This window comes from Variovorax sp. W2I14, from assembly GCF_050435205.1.
GTDB classification, from domain to species: Bacteria; Pseudomonadota; Gammaproteobacteria; order Burkholderiales; family Burkholderiaceae_C; genus Variovorax; species Variovorax paradoxus_C.
Genome location: NZ_JBNDJX010000001.1, coordinates 6,865,344 through 6,883,001, shown reverse-complemented (window position 1 = coordinate 6,883,001; position 17,658 = coordinate 6,865,344). Strand labels below are relative to the sequence as shown.

The 17,658-nt window shown below is 65.7% G+C and carries 16 protein-coding genes, 1 tRNA gene and 1 pseudogene; 6 read left to right on the top strand and 12 right to left on the bottom strand.

Going from position 1 to position 17,658, the window contains the following annotated elements; all coding sequences use genetic code 11:
- Nucleotides 1–3: 3 nt before the first annotated feature.
- Together QF040_RS32085 and yaaA are read right to left on the bottom strand one after the other, a co-directional pair.
- The gene (locus QF040_RS32085; RefSeq protein ID WP_306879981.1) at nucleotides 4–846 is read right to left on the bottom strand and encodes a 2OG-Fe(II) oxygenase; all 843 of its coding nucleotides are present in this window, start codon (nucleotides 844–846) and stop codon (nucleotides 4–6) included.
- Between the two features lie 129 nt (nucleotides 847–975).
- Nucleotides 976–1,761: a peroxide stress protein YaaA gene (gene yaaA / locus QF040_RS32080; protein ID WP_429614276.1), complete on the bottom strand. Its 786-nt coding sequence runs from the start codon at nucleotides 1,759–1,761 to the stop codon at nucleotides 976–978.
- Nucleotides 1,762–1,877: 116 nt separating this feature from the next.
- On the opposite strand from yaaA, the pseudogene QF040_RS32075 reads away from it, so the two are divergent.
- Both QF040_RS32075 and galU read left to right on the top strand, forming a co-directional pair.
- A pseudogene (locus QF040_RS32075) lies at nucleotides 1,878–4,758 on the top strand (valine--tRNA ligase).
- A 100-nt stretch (nucleotides 4,759–4,858) separates the two neighbouring features.
- Entirely contained in the window at nucleotides 4,859–5,749 is an 891-nt protein-coding gene (galU, locus tag QF040_RS32070) for a UTP--glucose-1-phosphate uridylyltransferase GalU (RefSeq protein WP_013539859.1), read from the top strand.
- 68 nt (nucleotides 5,750–5,817) lie between these two features.
- Here galU and QF040_RS32065 read toward each other — a convergent pair whose 3' ends face one another.
- From QF040_RS32065 to cysM, 3 genes are all read right to left on the bottom strand, one after another.
- A complete protein-coding gene (locus tag QF040_RS32065; RefSeq protein ID WP_013539858.1) occupies nucleotides 5,818–6,045 on the bottom strand; it encodes a sulfurtransferase TusA family protein in 228 nt (75 codons plus the stop codon).
- Complete coding sequence (locus QF040_RS32060; RefSeq protein ID WP_429614275.1) at nucleotides 6,035–6,613, bottom strand: NUDIX domain-containing protein; 579 nt, start codon at nucleotides 6,611–6,613, stop codon at nucleotides 6,035–6,037. The genes QF040_RS32065 and QF040_RS32060 overlap by 11 nt, the downstream gene beginning before the upstream one ends.
- Nucleotides 6,614–6,678: 65 nt before the next feature.
- A complete protein-coding gene (gene cysM / locus QF040_RS32055) occupies nucleotides 6,679–7,581 on the bottom strand; it encodes a cysteine synthase CysM (RefSeq protein ID WP_429614274.1) in 903 nt (300 codons plus the stop codon).
- A 42-nt stretch (nucleotides 7,582–7,623) separates the two neighbouring features.
- Between cysM and QF040_RS32050 the strand changes: the two genes are divergently transcribed.
- Together QF040_RS32050 and QF040_RS32045 are read left to right on the top strand one after the other, a co-directional pair.
- Nucleotides 7,624–7,708 (top strand) — tRNA-Leu (locus tag QF040_RS32050).
- A gap of 67 nt (nucleotides 7,709–7,775) precedes the next feature.
- Nucleotides 7,776–8,423 (top strand): SGNH/GDSL hydrolase family protein, encoded by a 648-nt coding sequence (locus tag QF040_RS32045; protein WP_429614273.1) that lies wholly within the window; start codon nucleotides 7,776–7,778, stop codon nucleotides 8,421–8,423.
- A 96-nt stretch (nucleotides 8,424–8,519) separates the two neighbouring features.
- On the opposite strand, the gene QF040_RS32040 is transcribed toward QF040_RS32045, so the two are convergent.
- Entirely contained in the window at nucleotides 8,520–9,452 is a 933-nt protein-coding gene (locus tag QF040_RS32040) for an NAD-dependent epimerase/dehydratase family protein (protein ID WP_429614272.1), read from the bottom strand.
- Between the two features lie 57 nt (nucleotides 9,453–9,509).
- On the opposite strand from QF040_RS32040, the gene QF040_RS32035 reads away from it, so the two are divergent.
- Both QF040_RS32035 and QF040_RS32030 read left to right on the top strand, forming a co-directional pair.
- Nucleotides 9,510–10,574, top strand: coding sequence for a CDP-6-deoxy-delta-3,4-glucoseen reductase (locus tag QF040_RS32035; RefSeq protein ID WP_429614271.1), 1,065 nt, complete (start codon nucleotides 9,510–9,512; stop codon nucleotides 10,572–10,574).
- A gap of 60 nt (nucleotides 10,575–10,634) precedes the next feature.
- Nucleotides 10,635–11,609 (top strand): Bug family tripartite tricarboxylate transporter substrate binding protein, encoded by a 975-nt coding sequence (locus QF040_RS32030; protein ID WP_429614270.1) that lies wholly within the window; start codon nucleotides 10,635–10,637, stop codon nucleotides 11,607–11,609.
- A 107-nt stretch (nucleotides 11,610–11,716) separates the two neighbouring features.
- Here QF040_RS32030 and QF040_RS32025 read toward each other — a convergent pair whose 3' ends face one another.
- From QF040_RS32025 to lolA, 6 genes are all read right to left on the bottom strand, one after another.
- On the bottom strand, nucleotides 11,717–12,481 hold the full coding sequence (locus QF040_RS32025) for an ABC transporter ATP-binding protein (RefSeq protein ID WP_306880275.1): 765 nt from the start codon (nucleotides 12,479–12,481) through the stop codon (nucleotides 11,717–11,719).
- 16 nt (nucleotides 12,482–12,497) lie between these two features.
- On the bottom strand, nucleotides 12,498–13,277 hold the full coding sequence (locus QF040_RS32020; RefSeq protein ID WP_429614269.1) for an ABC transporter ATP-binding protein: 780 nt from the start codon (nucleotides 13,275–13,277) through the stop codon (nucleotides 12,498–12,500).
- A 17-nt stretch (nucleotides 13,278–13,294) separates the two neighbouring features.
- A complete protein-coding gene (locus QF040_RS32015) occupies nucleotides 13,295–14,503 on the bottom strand; it encodes a branched-chain amino acid ABC transporter permease (RefSeq protein ID WP_176660509.1) in 1,209 nt (402 codons plus the stop codon).
- A 10-nt stretch (nucleotides 14,504–14,513) separates the two neighbouring features.
- The gene (locus tag QF040_RS32010) at nucleotides 14,514–15,443 is read right to left on the bottom strand and encodes a branched-chain amino acid ABC transporter permease (RefSeq protein ID WP_013539848.1); all 930 of its coding nucleotides are present in this window, start codon (nucleotides 15,441–15,443) and stop codon (nucleotides 14,514–14,516) included.
- Between the two features lie 242 nt (nucleotides 15,444–15,685).
- Complete coding sequence (locus QF040_RS32005; RefSeq protein WP_429614268.1) at nucleotides 15,686–16,978, bottom strand: replication-associated recombination protein A; 1,293 nt, start codon at nucleotides 16,976–16,978, stop codon at nucleotides 15,686–15,688.
- A 20-nt stretch (nucleotides 16,979–16,998) separates the two neighbouring features.
- Nucleotides 16,999–17,631 (bottom strand): outer membrane lipoprotein chaperone LolA, encoded by a 633-nt coding sequence (gene lolA / locus QF040_RS32000; RefSeq protein ID WP_013539846.1) that lies wholly within the window; start codon nucleotides 17,629–17,631, stop codon nucleotides 16,999–17,001.
- Nucleotides 17,632–17,658 lie beyond the last annotated feature (27 nt).

Below are 17,658 nucleotides of genomic sequence, written 5' to 3'. Positions count from 1 at the left end.
TTGTTATTTGAATTCGCGCTCTCGCAGCCACTTGGTGGCGACCCACTTCTCGCCGGCCAGCACCGGCGCGCCGCCATGCAGCGTGCGGGTGACGGGATCGGGCCGGTCGTAGCTGAAGAAGACGCCGGTGCCGCGCACGGGCGCCACTTCGAGCCCTACGTCGGGGAAGGTGGTGGCGCCGCCCTGCTCGGGCTCCTGCAAGTACATCACGAGCGTGGCCACGCGCTGGCCGCCCCGCTTCAGGATGGTGGGCGTGCCGGGCTCGTTCGGATCGAAGTAGTCGTAGTGCGGGCGGTACTGCGCGCCGGGCGCGTAGCGCAGGATCTGCAGGCCTTCGCCGTATTCGAGCGGCCAGCGCAGCAGCATGGCCAGGCGCTGCTCCAGGCGCGCGACGATCTCGTTCTCGCCGCGCTCGAAGAACATGCCGTCGCTCGTGCGATCGACGTTGAGCACCTCGCCGCCGGTGCGTGTTTCCACGGTGAGCGAGCGCGCGAGCCGCACGCGCGCCGCGGCGATCAGCCCTTCGCATTCCTCCACCGACAGCAGGTTGCCGAAGACGATGACGCGCGGATGCCGCATCGTCTGCAGCACCTGCACCTGGCGATCGCCGGCATCCAGGTACAGCGGCGCGCCGTCGAGGTCGGGGCCGGGCATTTCGGTGCGCGCCGGCGTCAGCGCCACCTCGACATTGGGGAAGCCGGCCTCCAGTTGGGCCAGCGCCACGTCGGTGGCCGAATCGTGCCAGCCGGCCGCGCGCATCGACGCACGCAGCGCAGGCACCGAATGACCGGCCGCCAGCTGGGCCACCAGCCATTCGCGCAGCTCCGGACTGATCGGTTGGGACATCTCAGCATTCCTCCATGAAATCCCACGAATCCATTCGAGAAACACCGCGGAACCGGCTTTGCCGGGCCGCAGGTGTTGCCCCCTGCAAGGGGGTTGGCGAAGCGACACGAAGTGCGCGAAGACTGGGGGTCATTCCAGTTTCCTCCTGAACACCAGCCTTTCGGCTGTCGATGCACTCGCGTCGAAACCATAACCCTCGAGGTCGAATTTTTCCAGCGCCTTGGGCGTGGCCGCCTTGTGCTGCACGGCCCAACGGGCCAGCAGGCCGCGGGCGCGCTTGGCGAAGAAGCTCACGATCTTGTACTTGTCGCCCTTCCACTCCTGGAACACGCACTCGACCACGCGGGCCTTGAGCACCTTCTGATCGACCGACTTGAAGTATTCCTGCGAGGCGACGTTGACGACCACCGGCGTGCGGTCGGCCGCGAGGCGCTCGTTCAGGTGCTCGGCGATGCGCGAGCCCCAGAAGGCGTACAGGTCCTTGCCGTGGCGGTTGGCCAGTTGCGTGCCCATTTCGAGGCGGTAAGGCTGCAGGCGGTCGAGCGGGCGCAAGAGGCCGTAGAGGCCGCTCAGGATGCAGACGTGGTCTTGCGCCCAAGCCAGTTGCGCGGGCGTGAGGCTGCGTGCATCGAGGCCGCCGTAAACGTCGCCGTCGAATGCGAAGGCGGCCTGGCGGGCGTTCTTCGCGGTGCTCTTGGAAGACCAGGCCTCATAGCGCGCCGCGTTGAGGGCGGAGAGCTTGTCCGACAGGTGCATGAGCTCGGAAATCTCGAGCGGGGACTTCTCGCGCAGAATCTTGATGAGCTCGGTCGAGGGACCGTGCGGGCTTTCGAAATGGGGTTGGGTGGCAGGGACTTCAGGGGGGACCGGAGTGTCGTAGTCGAGTGACTTTGCAGGGGAAAGCAGGAAGAGCATCCCGGAATTATGAGTGGCTGCCGTGTCAGCAAGCCGCCCGGTAAAATCGCCGGCTGTCCCACCTGTCCCCACGCGGCGCCCTCGAAGGCGCCGCTCTGCACTTCCCCGCATTCCCCATGAGCGAACCCACCACCCCTGCCGCCCAACCTGGTCTGGAGAGCCTCTCCAAATCGTTCGAACCCACCGCCATCGAGGCGCACTGGGGCCCCGAATGGGAAAAGCGCGGCTACGCCAAGGCCGGCTACCGCGGCACGCAGCAACCCAAGGAAGGCGCCGATTCGTTCGCGATCCAGCTGCCGCCGCCCAACGTGACGGGCACGCTGCACATGGGCCATGCGTTCAACCAGACGGTGATGGACAGCCTCACGCGCTACCACCGCATGAAGGGCGACAACACGCTGTGGGTGCCGGGCACCGACCACGCCGGCATCGCCACGCAGATCGTGGTGGAGCGCCAGTTGCAGGAGCAGAAGATCAGCCGCCACGACCTGGGCCGCAAGAACTTCGTGGCGCGCGTGTGGGAATGGAAAGAGAAGTCGGGCAACACCATCACCCAGCAGATGCGCCGCATGGGCGACACGGTGGACTGGAGCCGCGAGTACTTCACGATGGACGACGACCTCTCGGCGGTCGTGACGCAGACCTTCGTGAAGCTGTACGAAGAGGGCCTCATCTACCGCGGCAAGCGCCTGGGCAACTGGGACCCGGTGCTCAAGACCTCGGTGAGCGACCTGGAGGTCGAGAGCGAAGAGGAAGACGGCTCGCTCTGGCACATCGCCTACCCCCTTGAAGACGGCAGCGGCACGCTGACCGTGGCCACCACCCGGCCCGAGACCATGCTCGGCGACACGGCCGTGATGGTCCACCCCGAAGACCAGCGCTACAAGCACCTGATCGGCCAGCGCGTGAAGCTGCCGCTGGTGGACCGGCTGATCCCGATCATTGCGGACGACTACGTCGACAAGGAATTCGGCACCGGCGTCGTGAAGGTCACGCCCGCCCACGACTACAACGACTACGCGGTCGGCCAGCGCCACAAGCTCGAGATGATCGGCATCCTCACGCTGGACGCGACCATCAACGACAACGCGCCCGAGAAGTACCGCGGCATGGACCGCTTCGTGGCGCGCAAGGCCATCGTGGCCGACCTCGATGCACTCGGCCTGCTCGTCGAGGTGAAGAAGCACAAGCTGATGGTGCCGCGCTGCGCGCGCTCGGGCGCCATCGTCGAACCGATGCTCACCGACCAGTGGTACGTGGCGATGACGCGCCCCGGCGCCGACGGCCAGTCGATCGCGCAGAAGGCGATCGACGTGGTGAAGTCGGGCGAAGTGCGCTTCGTGCCCGAGAACTGGGTCAACACCTACAACCACTGGATGGAGAACATCCAGGACTGGACCATCTCGCGCCAGCTCTGGTGGGGCCACCAGATTCCGGCCTGGTACGACGAGGAAGGCAATGTGTACGTGGCCGAGAGCGAGGCCGATGCGCAAGCCAAGGCGCCGGGCAAGAAGCTCACCCGCGACGAGGACGTGCTCGACACCTGGTACTCCGCGGCGCTGGTGCCCTTCTCTTCGCTGGGCTGGCCCGCAAAGACGCAGGACCTCGAGCTCTACCTGCCTTCGCAGGTGCTCGTGACCGGCTACGACATCATCTTCTTCTGGGTCGCCCGGATGATCATGATGACCAAGCACTTCATCGGCAAGGTGCCCTTCAAGGACGTGTACATGCACGGCCTGGTGCGCGATGCGCAGGGCAAGAAGATGAGCAAGTCCGAGGGCAATGTGCTCGACCCGGTGGACCTGATCGACGGCATTCAATTGCCCGAGTTGCTCGACAAACGCACGCAAGGCCTGCGCAAGCCCGAGACGGCGCCCGCGGTGCGCAAGAACACGCAAAAGGAATTTCCGGACGGCATTCCGGCCTTCGGCGCCGATGCGCTGCGCTTCACTTTCGCATCGCTCGCATCGCTGGGTCGCAACATCAACTTCGACTCGAAGCGCTGCGAGGGTTATCGCAACTTCTGCAACAAGCTGTGGAACGCCACGCGCTTCGTGCTGATGAACTGCGAAGGCCAGGACTGCGGCCTGATGGAGCACACGAAGGAAGAGTGCAAGGTCGGCGGCCCGGCCCACGGCTATCTGAAGTTCAGCCGCGCGGACTACTGGATCGTCTCGCAACTCCAGCGTGTGGAGGCCGAAGTGGCCAAGGGCTTCGAGGAATATCGCCTCGACAACGTGGCCAACGCGATCTACCAGTTCGCCTGGGACGAGTTCTGCGACTGGTACCTGGAGATCGCCAAGGTGCAGATCCAGACCGGCGACGAATCGCAGAAGCGCGCCACGCGCCGCACGCTGATCCGCACGCTCGAGACGCTGCTGCGCCTCGCGCATCCGATCATTCCGTTCATCACCGAAGAACTCTGGCAGAAGGTCTCGAAGGTGGCGGGCCGCGAAGGCGAGTCGATCATGATCGCGGCCTATCCGAAGAGCCAGCCCGAGAAGATCGACGAGGCGGCCGAGGCGCACGTCGCGCGGCTGAAGGCGCTGGTGGATGCATGCCGCACGCTGCGCGGCGAGATGAACGTGTCGCCCGCCACGCGCCTGCCGCTCTACGCGGTGGCCGACGATGCCGAAGGCGCGGCGTTCCTGCGCGAATCGGCGCCGGTGCTGCAGGCGCTCGCCAAGCTCAAGGAAGTGAAGGTCTTCGACGACGAGGGCCTCGTGGCAGGCGGCGGCCGAAGCGGCCCCCGTGGCTGTAGTGGGCGCTGCGCGCCTGTGCCTGCACATGGAAATCGACAAGGCCGCAGAGAAGCTTCGCATCGGCAAGGAGATCGCGCGCATCGAAGGCGAGATCGCCAAGGTGCACGCCAAACTCGGTAACGAAGCGTTTGTCGCGAAGGCCCCGCCGGCGGTGATCGAGCAAGAACGTAAACGTCTGACTGACTTTAGCGCCATGTTGGAGCGACTTCGCGACCAACTTGTACGCCTAGGCTGACAGACGCAGGGCATCGAAGGCGTTTAGGATTCTGGATGCGGCTTCTTGCCGTCCCGCATCCGGAATTTCCCTCCCCTTTCAGAAAGACGCTGAACTGCCCATGTCCACTTCCTCGACACGCATCCGCAAGGCCGTATTTCCTGTTGCTGGCTTTGGCACCCGCTTTCTGCCAGCCACCAAGGCACAACCGAAGGAAATGCTGCCGGTGGTCGACAAGCCGCTGATCCAGTACGCCGTCGAAGAAGCCTATGCCGCAGGCATCCGCGACATGATTTTTGTGACCGGCCGCAACAAGCGTGCGATCGAAGATCACTACGACACCGCTTACGAACTCGAAAGCCAGCTCGAAGCCAGCGGCAAGGATGCGCTGCTGAACATCGCACGCTCGGTGATGCCCGATGACATGACCTGCTCCTACGTGCGCCAGCCGCGCATGCTGGGCCTCGGCCATGCCGTGCTGTGCGCCGAGCACCTGGTCGGCAACGAGCCCTTCGCCGTGCTGCTGGCGGACGACTTGATGGTCGGCCCCGAGGGCGGCGAGCCGGTGCTCGCGCAGATGACGGCCGCATTCGCGCGCCTGGGCGGCTCGCTGCTGGCGGTGCAGGAAGTGCCGCTCGCGCACGTCAAGCGCTACGGCATCGTGGCCGGCGAGCAGATCGAAGAGGGCCTGGTGAAGGTCAACCGCATGGTCGAGAAGCCGAAGCCCGAAGACGCGCCCTCGCGCCTTGGCGTGGCGGGCCGCTACATCCTCACGCCGGGCGTATTCGACGAGATCCGCAACCAGCCCAAGGGCGCGGGCGGCGAGATCCAGCTGACCGACGGCATCGCGGCGCTGATGAAGAAGGAATCGGTCTACGCCTATTCCTACAAAGGCATCCGCTACGACTGCGGCAGCAAGGAAGGCTTCCTGCAGGCCAGCGTGGAACTGGCCCTCGCGCACCCCGAGGTGGGCGCCGAATTCCGCGAATACCTCAAGAGCCTGAAGCTCTGAGGGGTGCCGGGAAGCACTGAATAAGAAAGGGGCCACGCAGGCCCCTTTCCTTTTGGTGCGTGCTCTCGCTAGCGCCGCTTCAATACGTGAATGAAGTCGGTGCCGACCGTCTGCTGCTCCATCAGCTCGTTGCCGGTCTGGCGCGCGAAGGCCTGGAAGTCGCGCACCGAGCCCGGATCGGTCGACACCACCTTGAGCAGTTGTCCGCTCGCCATGTCGTTGAGCGACTTCTTCGCCTTGAGGATGGGCAGCGGGCAGTTCAGTCCGCGCGTGTCGATTTCGCGATCAACTTCCACGCTGGGGCTCCTCGGTCGGCAGGTTGAGCCCGCGACGCCGCTCTTCGTTTTCGGCAGCGGTGAAGAACACGGGCTCGTGGCCGCGCGTGCGCAGCCAATCGGCCAACGCATAGCCGGTGCCCGCGGGCCAGCACCGGAGGTCAGGCAGGTCGTAGAGGCGGTAATCGACCAGCTCGGGCGAGAGCTTCACCTCGCCATCGGCCACCACGTGGTAGGCGATGATGATCTGGTTCATGCGCTGGAAGTCGTAGGCGCCCACGAGCTTCGTGGCGCTCACGTCGAGATTCGTTTCTTCCTTCACCTCGCGCGCGATGCCTTCCTCGGGTGTCTCACCGGCTTCCATGAAGCCGGTGATCAGCGCGAACATCTTGCCGGGCCATGCCGCATTGCGCGCCAGCAGCACCTGGCCACGATATTCGACGATGGCTGCGAGCACCGGCGTCGGGTTGTTCCAGTGCGTATGGCCGCAGTTCGGGCAGCGCAGGCGCTCCTTGGGACCGCCGTCTTCCATCAACGCGATCCATTCGAGGGGCGTGGCACAGACCTGGCAAAACTTGGGGTGGGGCATGGGGCGGCTCTTGTTATGGCTTGCAGCGCCCATTGATCGGGGCTGCAGCGGGATCTGTTATTGATTTATGCGGGGAAGACGCCGGTCGACAGATACCTGTCGCCTCGGTCGCACACCACGAACACGATGGTGGCGTTCTCGACCTTCTTGGCGACCTCGAGCGCCGCCCACAACGCACCCGCCGCCGAGATGCCGCCGAAGATGCCCTCTTCGCGCGCAAGGCGCCGGCACATTTCCTCGGCGTTGTCCTGGCTCACGCTGATTTCTTCATCGACGCGGCTCGGGTCGTAGATCTTCGGCAGGTATTCGGTGGGCCACTTGCGGATGCCCGGAATGCGCGAGCCTTCGGCCGGCTGCGCGCCGATGATGCGCACCGCGGGGTTCTTTTCCTTCAGGAAGCGCGAGACGCCGGTGATGGTGCCGGTGGTGCCCATGGCGCTCACGAAGTGCGTGATCTTGCCCTTCGTGTCGGCCCAGATCTCGGGGCCTGTCGTCTCGTAGTGGATGCGCGGGTTGTCGGGGTTGGCGAACTGGTCGAGCACCCGGCCCTTGCCTTGGGCGACCATCTGCTCGGCGAGGTCGCGGGCGTATTCCATGCCGCCGCTCTTGGGCGTGAGCACCAGCTCGGCGCCGAAGGCCTTCATGGTCTGGGCGCGCTCGACGGAGAGGTCCTCCGGCATGATCAGCACCATGCGGTAGCCCTTGATGGCCGCCGCCATCGCGAGCGCGATGCCGGTGTTGCCCGAGGTGGCTTCGATCAGCGTGTCGCCGGGCTTGACTTCGCCGCGCTCCTCGGCGCGCTTGATCATCGAAAGGGCTGGCCGGTCTTTCACCGAACCGGCGGGATTGTTGCCTTCGAGCTTGCCGAGGATCACGTTGCCGCGCTTGGCGTTTTCAGCTGCATCGATGCGTTGCAGGGCGACCAAGGGGGTCTTGCCAATGGCATCTTCGATCGTCGGATAATTCATGGCAGCCACTGTGCCATAATTTTGGGCTTCGTTCAGAACCCTGCCCGGGTGGTGAAATTGGTAGACGCAGGGGACTCAAAATCCCCCACCGAAAGGTGTGCCGGTTCGATTCCGGCCCCGGGCACCATCGATACCTTGCTGTCGATATGGGAAAAAGGCTTCCCCGTTCATCGTCGAGAGGCACACTGAACGCCATGCGAAATCGCTCGCGCCGTACCGTGCGCCCCCTCCCCACTCTTCTCTGGCTGGCCCTGGCGCTTGGTGCCGCACCCGCTCTTGCAGCGCCCGATTGCACCGTTGCCCTCTGGGGCGATTCGATCCTCTACGGCGGGTTCGGCGCCTCGCTGGCGAACCGCATCAAGGAACCGCCGGCTGCCGCGCTCAAGCGCATTCGCCCCGCCTGGACGATTGCCGACTACAGCTCACCCGGCGACAGCGCCCACAAGCGCTTGCCGACTTTCGTGCTGCAACCGATGCCGGCGCGCGTCGTGGTGCTGCAGTACGGGATCAACGATGCCGGCAACAACTACCAGTACGAGCCGGCCCTGCGCGGGATGGTCGATTACGTCCAGGCCGCCGGCAAGACATCGATCGTCACCGGCCTCTCGCAGGTGAAAGCCGACCGCATGCCGCAGCGGGACGGCTACGACGCCACGGCACGTCGCGTGGCACAAGAAGAAGGCGTTCTGTTTGCCGACTGGGGCGCGGCGCGCTTCGACGCCGCCGACATGGTGGACGACATCCATCCCCAGCAACCGTACAGCACACGCCTCGTGGAGCGGCTCGTGCTGGCACTCGACCAGGTCGCGCCCGAATGCGCATCCCCTGCTAAACGGGGTTAGCCGGCCAACTTGGCCGCGGTGACGAGCGCATCGCGCCTGCCCTTGCGGCACCGGCGTCCGCAAGCCGTGCGCCAGCTTGCGCATGGCACTACGCTGTCAGCCGTCCTCTCGCAGGCCGGTGTGCACCGTCGGATGCGCGAGCCGCACCCGCAATTCGCGCTTGAGCCGCGTGTTGTCGAGCCGGCGCGATTCGCCCATGAAGCTCAGCAACTGCAGCGGCAACTGGCGCTCGGCCTCCTCGCGCGCCACGCGCGGCGGTCGCTGCATGCCATAGAGATCGGCCGCGAGATCGAAGTAATCGCCCATCCGCAGCTCGGTGTCGTCCGACGCATGGACGATGCGCTGCGGCCGCCCCCGGAACAGCGAGGCGATGCAGGCGCGCGCCAGGTCGTCGGCATGGATGTGGCTCGTGTAGACGTCGTCCTCCTGCCGCAGCACCGGCGTGCCGCGCTGCAGACGCGCGCGAGGCGTGCCGTTCTCCCGGTCCGGCGCGTAGATGCCCGGAATGCGCAGGATGCTCGCGCGCACGCCCGCACTACGGCCGAGCCAGCGCACGACGCGCTCGGCGTCCACGCGGCGGTGGGAGCGTGGCGTGTCGGGCCGCACGGCGCGAGTTTCGCTCACGCGAGCACCGCCGCAATCGCCGTACACCCCGCTGGTCGAGCCGTAGACGAAGGCCAGGGGCACCGAGCGCAGCCGAAGCGCCCGCGCCAAGGCTGTGGTGCGCTGGTCGCGCCACCAGGCGGCGCCGCCGTCGCGTGCGGGCGGTGCGAGGTGCAGCACCCGCGTCGCGATGCCCGCCAGCCGGCGCAGCGTGGCCGGCTCGTCCAGGTTGCCCACCAGCGGGCGGATTCCCGCTTCGCGCAACGCGGCGACCCGCTTCGCCGAAGACGTGAGCGCCACCAGCTGCATGCGCCCGCGCAGGTCGCGCGCCACGCGCTGTCCGACATCGCCGCAACCGACGACGAGGAGGCGCTCGCGCCGGAACCGCGCCGGCAGCGCGCCGGAGGGGCTATTGATTGAAGGCAAAATCCTGTTCCCTTTCCGATTCAGACCCAGGCTGAAAAAACAAGCCGAAGAATACAGATGACTGCTGCACCGCCGCACGAAGCCGGTTTTTCCATCACCGTCGAACCCAGCGGCCGCCATTTCACGGTCCATGGCGACGAAACCATCCTGGCAGCCGGCATCCGCCAAGGCATCGGCCTCCCCTATGGCTGCAAGGACGGCGCCTGCGGCTCCTGCAAGTGCAAGAAGCTCTCGGGCGAGGTCACCCTCGGCCCGCACCAGAGCAAGGCCCTGAGCGCCGAGGAGCAGCTCGCGGGCTACGTGCTGACCTGCTGCGCCCACGCCACGAGCGACGTGGTGCTCGAATCGCGCCAGGTCACCGAGGCCGGGGCCCTCCCGATCCGCAAGATGCCGGTGCGGGTGCTGGCCCTCACGCGCCAGTCGCACGACGTGATGATGCTGCGCCTTCAGCTGCCGGCCGGCGAGCCGCTGCAGTTCCATGCGGGGCAGTATGTGGAATTCATCCTGCGCGACGGCGCGCGCCGCAGCTACTCGATGGCCAACGCGCCGCACACGCTGAGCCAGCCGGGGACCGGCATGGAACTGCATCTGCGGCACCTGCCAGGCGGCAAGTTCACCGACCATGTGTTCGGCGTCATGAAGGAAAAGGAAATCCTGCGCATCGAAGGTCCCTTCGGCAGCTTCTTCCTGCGCGAGGACTCCGACAAGCCGATGATCCTGCTGGCCTCCGGGACCGGCTTCGCGCCGATCAAGGCGCTGCTGGAGCACATGAAGTTCAAGGGCATCGACCGGCCCGCCGCGCTCTACTGGGGAGGCCGCCGGCCCGAAGACCTGTACATGGACGAATGGGTGCGCGGGCAACTGGCCGAGATGCCCAACCTGCGCTACGTGCCCGTGATCTCCAATGCCACGCCCGACGACAACTGGACCGGCCGCACCGGCTTCGTCCACCAGGCGGTGCTGGAAGACTTCGCCGACCTCTCGGGCCACCAGGTCTATGCCTGCGGCGCGCCCATCGTGGTCGACTCGGCCAAACGCGACTACGTGGCGCTCGCGGGCCTGCCCGAAGAAGAATTCTTTGCCGACGCGTTCACCACCGAGGCCGACAAGGCCATGCCCTGATTTCCTCTTGCCGCTTTCCGATTACCGCTCCCTGATTTCCCCTCTGCAGAAGACAAAAAAATGAAGACGAGACGCTTCCTCCTCACCCTGCTCGCAGGCGCCGCCACCCTCGCCGCGGGACACGCCACGGCCCAGCAGCAGCGCCCCATCCGCCTGGTCGTGCCTTATGCCGCGGGCGGCCCCATCGACGTCACCGCGCGCATGCTGGCCGAGCGCGTCAAGGACACTCTCGGCACAGTCATCGTCGACAACAAGCCCGGCGCGGGCGGCAACATCGGTGCCGACATCGTGGCCAAGGCGCCGCCGGACGGCCTCACGATCGGCATCGCGGCCACCGCCACCAATGCGGTCAACCCGTGGCTCTACAGCAAGATCCCGTTCAACGCCGCCACCGACTTCGCGCCGATCACGCAGATGGTCCGCGTGCCCAACGTGCTGGTGATGAACGCCGACACCGCGAAACGCCTGAACATCAATTCGGTGTCCGACCTCGTCCGCTATGCCAAGGCCAATCCCGCCAAGCTCAACTACGGCAGCGGCGGCAACGGCAGTGCCGGCCACCTGGCGGGTGAACTCTTCAAGAAGGAAGCGGGCATCTTCGCGCTGCACATTCCGTACAACGGCGGCAACCCGGCGCAGCTGGCGCTGATCTCGGGGCAGGTCGATTTCAACTTCGACAACCTCGCGACCGCGGCGCCGAACATCCGCTCGGGCAAGTTGAAGGCGATTGCGGTGACGACGCTGCAGCGCAGCAGCGCGCTGCCCGAGGTGCCGCCGGTGGCCGACACGCTCAAGGGCTTCTCGATCGACACCTGGTGGGGCCTGGTCGCGCCGGCCGGCACGCCGCCCGACATGGTCGTGAAGCTGAACCAGGCCTTCGTCGCCGCGCTGAATGCGCCGGAAACGAAGACTCGCTTCGCATCGCTGCTGGCCGAGCCGGTGGGCAACTCGCCGGAGCAGTTCGGTGCTTTCATGAAGACCGAACTGGTCAAGTACGAGAAGGTCGTGAAAGCGACCGGCGCAAAGGTCGACTGAATCGAACGTTCCGGCTGAGCCCGTCGAAGCCTTGCGGCGCTTCGACAAGCTCAGCGTGAACGGATTTTTGTGCTCAAGCGCGGGCGGCCATCAAGGGCCGCCGCCGGTTATTCGCCCAGGTAAGCGGCGCGAACGCGCGGATCGCGCAGCAGTTCCTTGGCGTCGCCGTCCATCGTGATGAGCCCCGACTCCATCACATAGCCGCGGTCGGCCAGTTGCAGCGCGCGATTCGCGTTCTGCTCCACCAGCAGGATCGTCACGCCCTGCGCGGCGACGGTCTGCACCACCTCGAAGATCTTGTCGCACATGATCGGCGACAAGCCCATGGTGGGTTCATCGAGCAGCAGCACCTTGGGGCGCGCCATCAGCGCGCGGCCCATGGCGAGCATCTGCTGTTCGCCGCCGGACATCGTGCCGGCGAGCTGGTCCTTGCGTTCGCGAAGGCGCGGGAAGGTGACGAACACGCGTTCCATGTCGCTCGCGATGCCGGCCTTGTCGCTGCGGATGTAGGCGCCGATCTGCAGGTTCTCGGTGATCGTCATGCGCGTGAAGACACCACGGCCTTCGGGCACCATCACGAGGCCCTCGCCCACGAGGTCCCACGCGCCGCGGCCCTTGATGCTGCGGCCCAGGAATTCGATGCTGCCCGCGCCCGAAGGCAGCGTGCCGGTGATCGCCTTCATGGTGGTGGTCTTGCCGGCGCCGTTGGAGCCGATCAGCGAGACCAGCTCGCCCTCGCGCACCTCGAAGTCCACGCCCTTGACGGCCTGGATGCCGCCGTAGCCAACCTTCAGGCCGCTGACCTTGAGCAGCGTCTTGCCGGCCGCCTTGGCCTCGACCGCCGTGGCGCGGGTTGCTTCTTCGCTCGTCATCGTTGCTTCGGTCATTTCAGTGGCCTCCCGTTCCGAGGTAGGCCTCGATCACTTTTTCGTTCTTCTGCACGTCGGAAGGGGTGCCCTCGGCGATCTGCTTGCCGTAGTCGAGCACGGTCACACGGTCGCACAGGCCCATGATGAGCTTGACGTCGTGTTCGATGATCAGGATGGTGCGGTCGTCCTTGCGGATGCGGTCGATCAGCTCGCGCAGCAGCACCTTCTCGGTCGAGTTCATGCCGGCGGCGGGTTCGTCCAGCGCGATGAGCTGCGGGTCGGTGGCCAGCGCACGGGCGATCTCCAGGCGCCGCTGGTCGCCATAGCTCAGCGTGCGCGCCTTGTAGTCGGCGAACTTGCCGATGCCCACGTAGTCGAGCAGCTCGTGCGCGCGGTCGGCGATGGCTTTTTCCTCGGCCTTGAAGCTGCCGGTGCGCAGCATCGCGCCGAACACGCCCGAATGGGTGCGGATGTGGCGGCCGACCATCACGTTCTCGAGCGCCGTCATTTCGGCGAAGAGGCGGATGTTCTGGAAGGTGCGCGCAATGCCGGCCTTGGCCACTTCGTGCACCGCCGTCGGCTGGTAGGGCTTGCCGGCAAGCTCGAAAGTGCCGCTGTCGGGCGTGTAGAGCCCGGTGATCACGTTGAAGAAAGTGGTCTTGCCAGCGCCGTTCGGGCCGATCAGGCCATAGACCTGGCCGCGCTTGATGGTGATGCCGACATCGGAAAGCGCCTGCAGGCCGCCGAAGCGCTTGGAGATGCCGCGAACGTCGAGGATGGTGTCTGTGGTGGTCGTCATGTCTGTTTCTCCTCGGCTCACGGATTGATCGACATGGGACGCTCGGCACCGCCGGGCAATTCGTCGGCTGGGCTATCGATGCCCGGTGCGTGGGTCTGCAGCGAGCCGGGAGCGACCGCCGCATGGGCCGGATCGACCGGCACGCCGCCCTTGCGGGCCAGCGTCTTGCCGTGCTCGGGCGACGGCCAGAGGCCGCGCGGACGCACCAGCATGATGACGATCATGGCGAGCGCGATGAAGAGCTGGCGCAGGATGGATGCATCCAGGCGCCCGTCGGTCAGCGACTGCAGCGGGCCGGCCACGTAGCGCAGCACTTCCGGCAATGCAGCCAGCAGCACCGCGCCGAGGATGACGCCGGGCAAGTGCCCGATGCCGCCGAGCACGACCATCGCCACGATCATCACCGACTCCATCAGGCTGAAGGACTCGGGCGACACGAAGCCCTGGAAGGCCGCGAACATCGCGCCCGAAACGCCGCCGAAGCTCGCGCCCATGCCGAAGGCCAGCAGCTTCATGTTGCGGGTGTTGATGCCCATGGCCTTGGCGGCGATCTCGTCTTCGCGGATGGCCATCCAGGCGCGGCCGATGCGCGAGACCTGCAGGCGGTGCGAAATGATGATGGTGGCGATCACCAACGCCAGGAACAGGTAGTAGTACAGCGACACCGAGGAGATCGTGAAGCCGTCGAACTTCCAGGCCTTGCCGAGGTCGAGGCCCCAGAACTTGATCGAGTCGATGGCCGTGATGCCCTTCGGACCGTTGGTGATGTTCACCGGCTGGTCCAGGTTGTTCAGGAACACGCGGATGATTTCGCCGAAGCCGAGCGTGACGATCGCGAGGTAGTCGCCGCGGAGCTTGAGCGTGGGCGCGCCGAGCAGCACGCCGAGTACGCCGGCCACCACGAGCGCGAGCGGAATCACGATGAGCAGCGAAGTGTGCAGCCCGTTCGGGAACATCTGCGCGAACCACGGGAAGGTCTCGGTCAGGTGCGACGAGCCCATGAGCGCGAAGAGGTACGCGCCGACTGCGAAGAAGGCCACGTAGCCCAGGTCGAGCAGGCCCGCGTAGCCGACCACGATGTTGAGGCCCAAGGCCAGCAGCACGTAGAGCAGAGCGATGTCGGCGATGCGCACCCAGGCGTTGCCCTGCATCTGCAGCAGCAGCGGCAGCGCGAGCACCGCGATGGCGCCGATGACGTAGAGAGCGAGGTTTTTGCTGTTCTTCATGTCGGCCTCCTTACGCACGGTCCGCCACGCGTTCGCCGAGCAGGCCCGACGGTCGCAGGGTGAGCATGACGATCAGCACGATGAACGCGAAGATGTCGCTGTAGTTGCTGCCCAGCACGCCACCCGTGAGGGTGCCGATGTAGCCGGAGCCGATGGCCTCGATGAGACCCAGCAGGATGCCGCCGACCACCGCGCCGGCCAGGTTGCCGATGCCGCCGAACACGGCCGCGGTGAAGGCCTTCAGGCCGGGCAGGAAGCCCATCGCGTGCTGCGCGATGCCGTAGTTCGATGCGTACATCACACCGGCGATGGCCGCGAGCACGGCGCCGATGATGAAGGTGGCCGAGATGACCATGTCGGGGCGGATGCCCATGAGCGCGGCGACGCGCGGGTTCTCCGCGGTAGCGCGCATCGCACGGCCGAGCTTCGTGTAATTGACCAGCCACATCAGCACCACGAGCGAGAACGCCGTGACGCTCAGGATCATGACCTGCGTGGGCGAGATCACGGCACCGCCCACGTGGATGGGGTCGGTGGGCAAGAGGTTCGGGTAAGCCTTGTTGGTCGGCTTCCAGATGATCATCGCCAGCGTCTGCAGCAGGATCGACATGCCGATGGCGGTGATGAGCGGCGCGAGCTTGGGGCTGTTGCGAAGCGGCCGGTAGGCCACCTTCTCGATCACGAAATTGAGCGTGGCCGCGACGATGCAGGCAATGATCAATGCAATGAGAAGAACGAGCCAGCCCGGTGTGTTGGGCATGCCGTCCTTCATGAGTCCGATGATGGTCCAGCTTGTGAGAGCCCCCACCATCAGCACTTCTCCGTGCGCGAAATTGATGAGGTTGATGATGCCGTACACCATGGTGTAGCCCAAGGCTATCAAGGCATACATGCTGCCGAGTACCAGACCGTTGATGATCTGCTGCAGCAATATTTCCATAACGCGATTCCCTATGTGTTGCACCGTTGCGGGGTGCCATTCACCCACCGTGGCACCGGTTTGGCGCCCTTGGCTGGACAAGCAAAAAACCAGCCAGCATGTGTCGCAGGCGGATTTGTGGGCGGGATTGTAAGCAAGCACCAGCGCTGATTTGGTGCGCAGCGACCGGGGTTTACCCGCTCACGCCATGCTGTATGGGCGTAAGTTCATGCACGGCGTGGCAGAGCGGCTGCCAGAGGGCGTCAGCCGTCTTTTTCGGTGTTCAGGCGGCGCAGTTCGCGCAGCTTTTCGCCGATGCGGATTTCGAGGCCACGCTCCACGGGCTCGTAGAAAACTTGGCCCTCCAGCCCCTCGGGAAGGTAGTTCTCACCGGCGGCAAAACCGCCCTCCTCGTCGTGCGCGTAGCGGTAGCCCTTGCCGTAGTCGAGCTCTTTCATGAGCTTGGTGGGCGCATTGCGCAGGTGCATCGGCACCGGACGCGTGCTGTCCTTCTTGATGAGGGCGCGCACCGCGTTGTAGGCCTTGTAGACCGCGTTCGACTTGGGCGCGATCGCCAGGTACACCACGCATTCGGCCAGCGCGAGTTCACCCTCGGGCGTGCCCAGCCGCTCGTAGACCTCGGCGGCATCGAGAGCCAGGCGCAGCGCGCGCGGGTCGGCCAGGCCGATGTCTTCGCTCGCCATGCGCACGAGACGGCGCGCCATGTAGCGCGGATCGGCACCGCCGTCGAGCATGCGCACGAACCAGTAGAGCGCGGCATCGGGATCGCTGCCGCGCACGGACTTGTGAAGCGCGCTGATGGTGTCGTAGAACTGCTCGCCGCCTTTGTCGTAGCGCCGCATGCGCTCACCGAGCACGCGCAGCAGCCATTCGTCGCTGATGCTCTCCAGCTTCTCGGCGCGCGCGGCGACGGCCAGCGTTTCGAGCGTGTTGAGCAGGCGGCGCGCATCGCCGTCGGCATAGGCCACGAGGCGGTCGATGGCCGCTCCGTCGATGGCCGGTACCGCCTGAATCGATTGCGCCTTGGCGACGATCTGCTTGAGATCGCCCTCGGTGAGTGGCTGCAGCACGTACACCGCGGCCCGCGACAGCAAGGCCGAATTGACCTCGAACGAAGGGTTCTCGGTGGTCGCGCCAATGAAGGTGAAAAGCCCGGATTCCACGTGCGGCAGGAACGCGTCCTGCTGGCTCTTGTTGAAGCGATGCACCTCGTCCACGAAGACAATGGTGCGCCGCTGCTCCAGCCCGTCGCGCGCGGCCGTGGCGCGCTCGACGGCTTCGCGGATGTCCTTCACGCCGCCCAGCACCGCGCTGATGCTCAGAAACTGCGCATCGAAGGCGTCAGCCATCAGGCGCGCGATGGTGGTCTTGCCGGTGCCCGGCGGCCCCCAGAGGATGCAGGAATGCGGCTGGCCCGATTCGAAGGCGATGCGCAGCGACATGCCCGGGCCGAGCAAGTGCTGCTGGCCGATCACTTCACCGAGCGTCTTCGGGCGAAGACGCTCGGCAAGGGGTTGGTGGGAACTGGTGGCCAAACCTGGCGGCGACTGATTAATTACTGCTTGACGACGTCGGCGCCTGCGGGTGCCTTGAAGTCGAACACGCTGGCCGGGAGCGAAGGATTCACTTCGACCTTGCTGAACTTGAGCACCGAGCGCTGGCCGAAGCTGTCGAGGATTTCGAGCGCCGCCAATGCATCGCCCTGGAAGCCGACCAGCACGCTTTGCAACTGGCCGTCCTTGTTCTTCGGTGTGGCCTTGACCCATTCGAGGCCGTCGCGCTCGGGCGCGGCTTCGAGCGCAAAGTCGGCTTGCAGCGCACGCAGGTCTGGAGCCGCGGCAATCAGCGCGGCGGGCGTGGAGCCCAGCGCCTGCGCCTGGGCTCGCTGCGTGACCTGGTTCAGGTCGGCGTCGTAGAGCCACAGCGTCTTGCCGTCGGCCACGATGCTCTGGGCGAAGGGCTTGCGGTAGTCGAACTTGAATTTGCCAGGACGCTGGAATTCGAAGGTACCGGTCGACGTTTTCACGCGGCCGGGCTGGCCTTCGCGCGAGGGCGCAGTCACGGTCTGGGTGAATTCGGCGCGGCCGGATTTGACCGTCTTCACGAAGGTCTCGAGGCTTTCAAGACCTCCGGCCCAGGCGTTGGCGGAGCAGAGAAGGCCGATCAACAGCCAATGACGCAGTTTCAATTTGGATTCCTCGAATAGCTGTGGCAC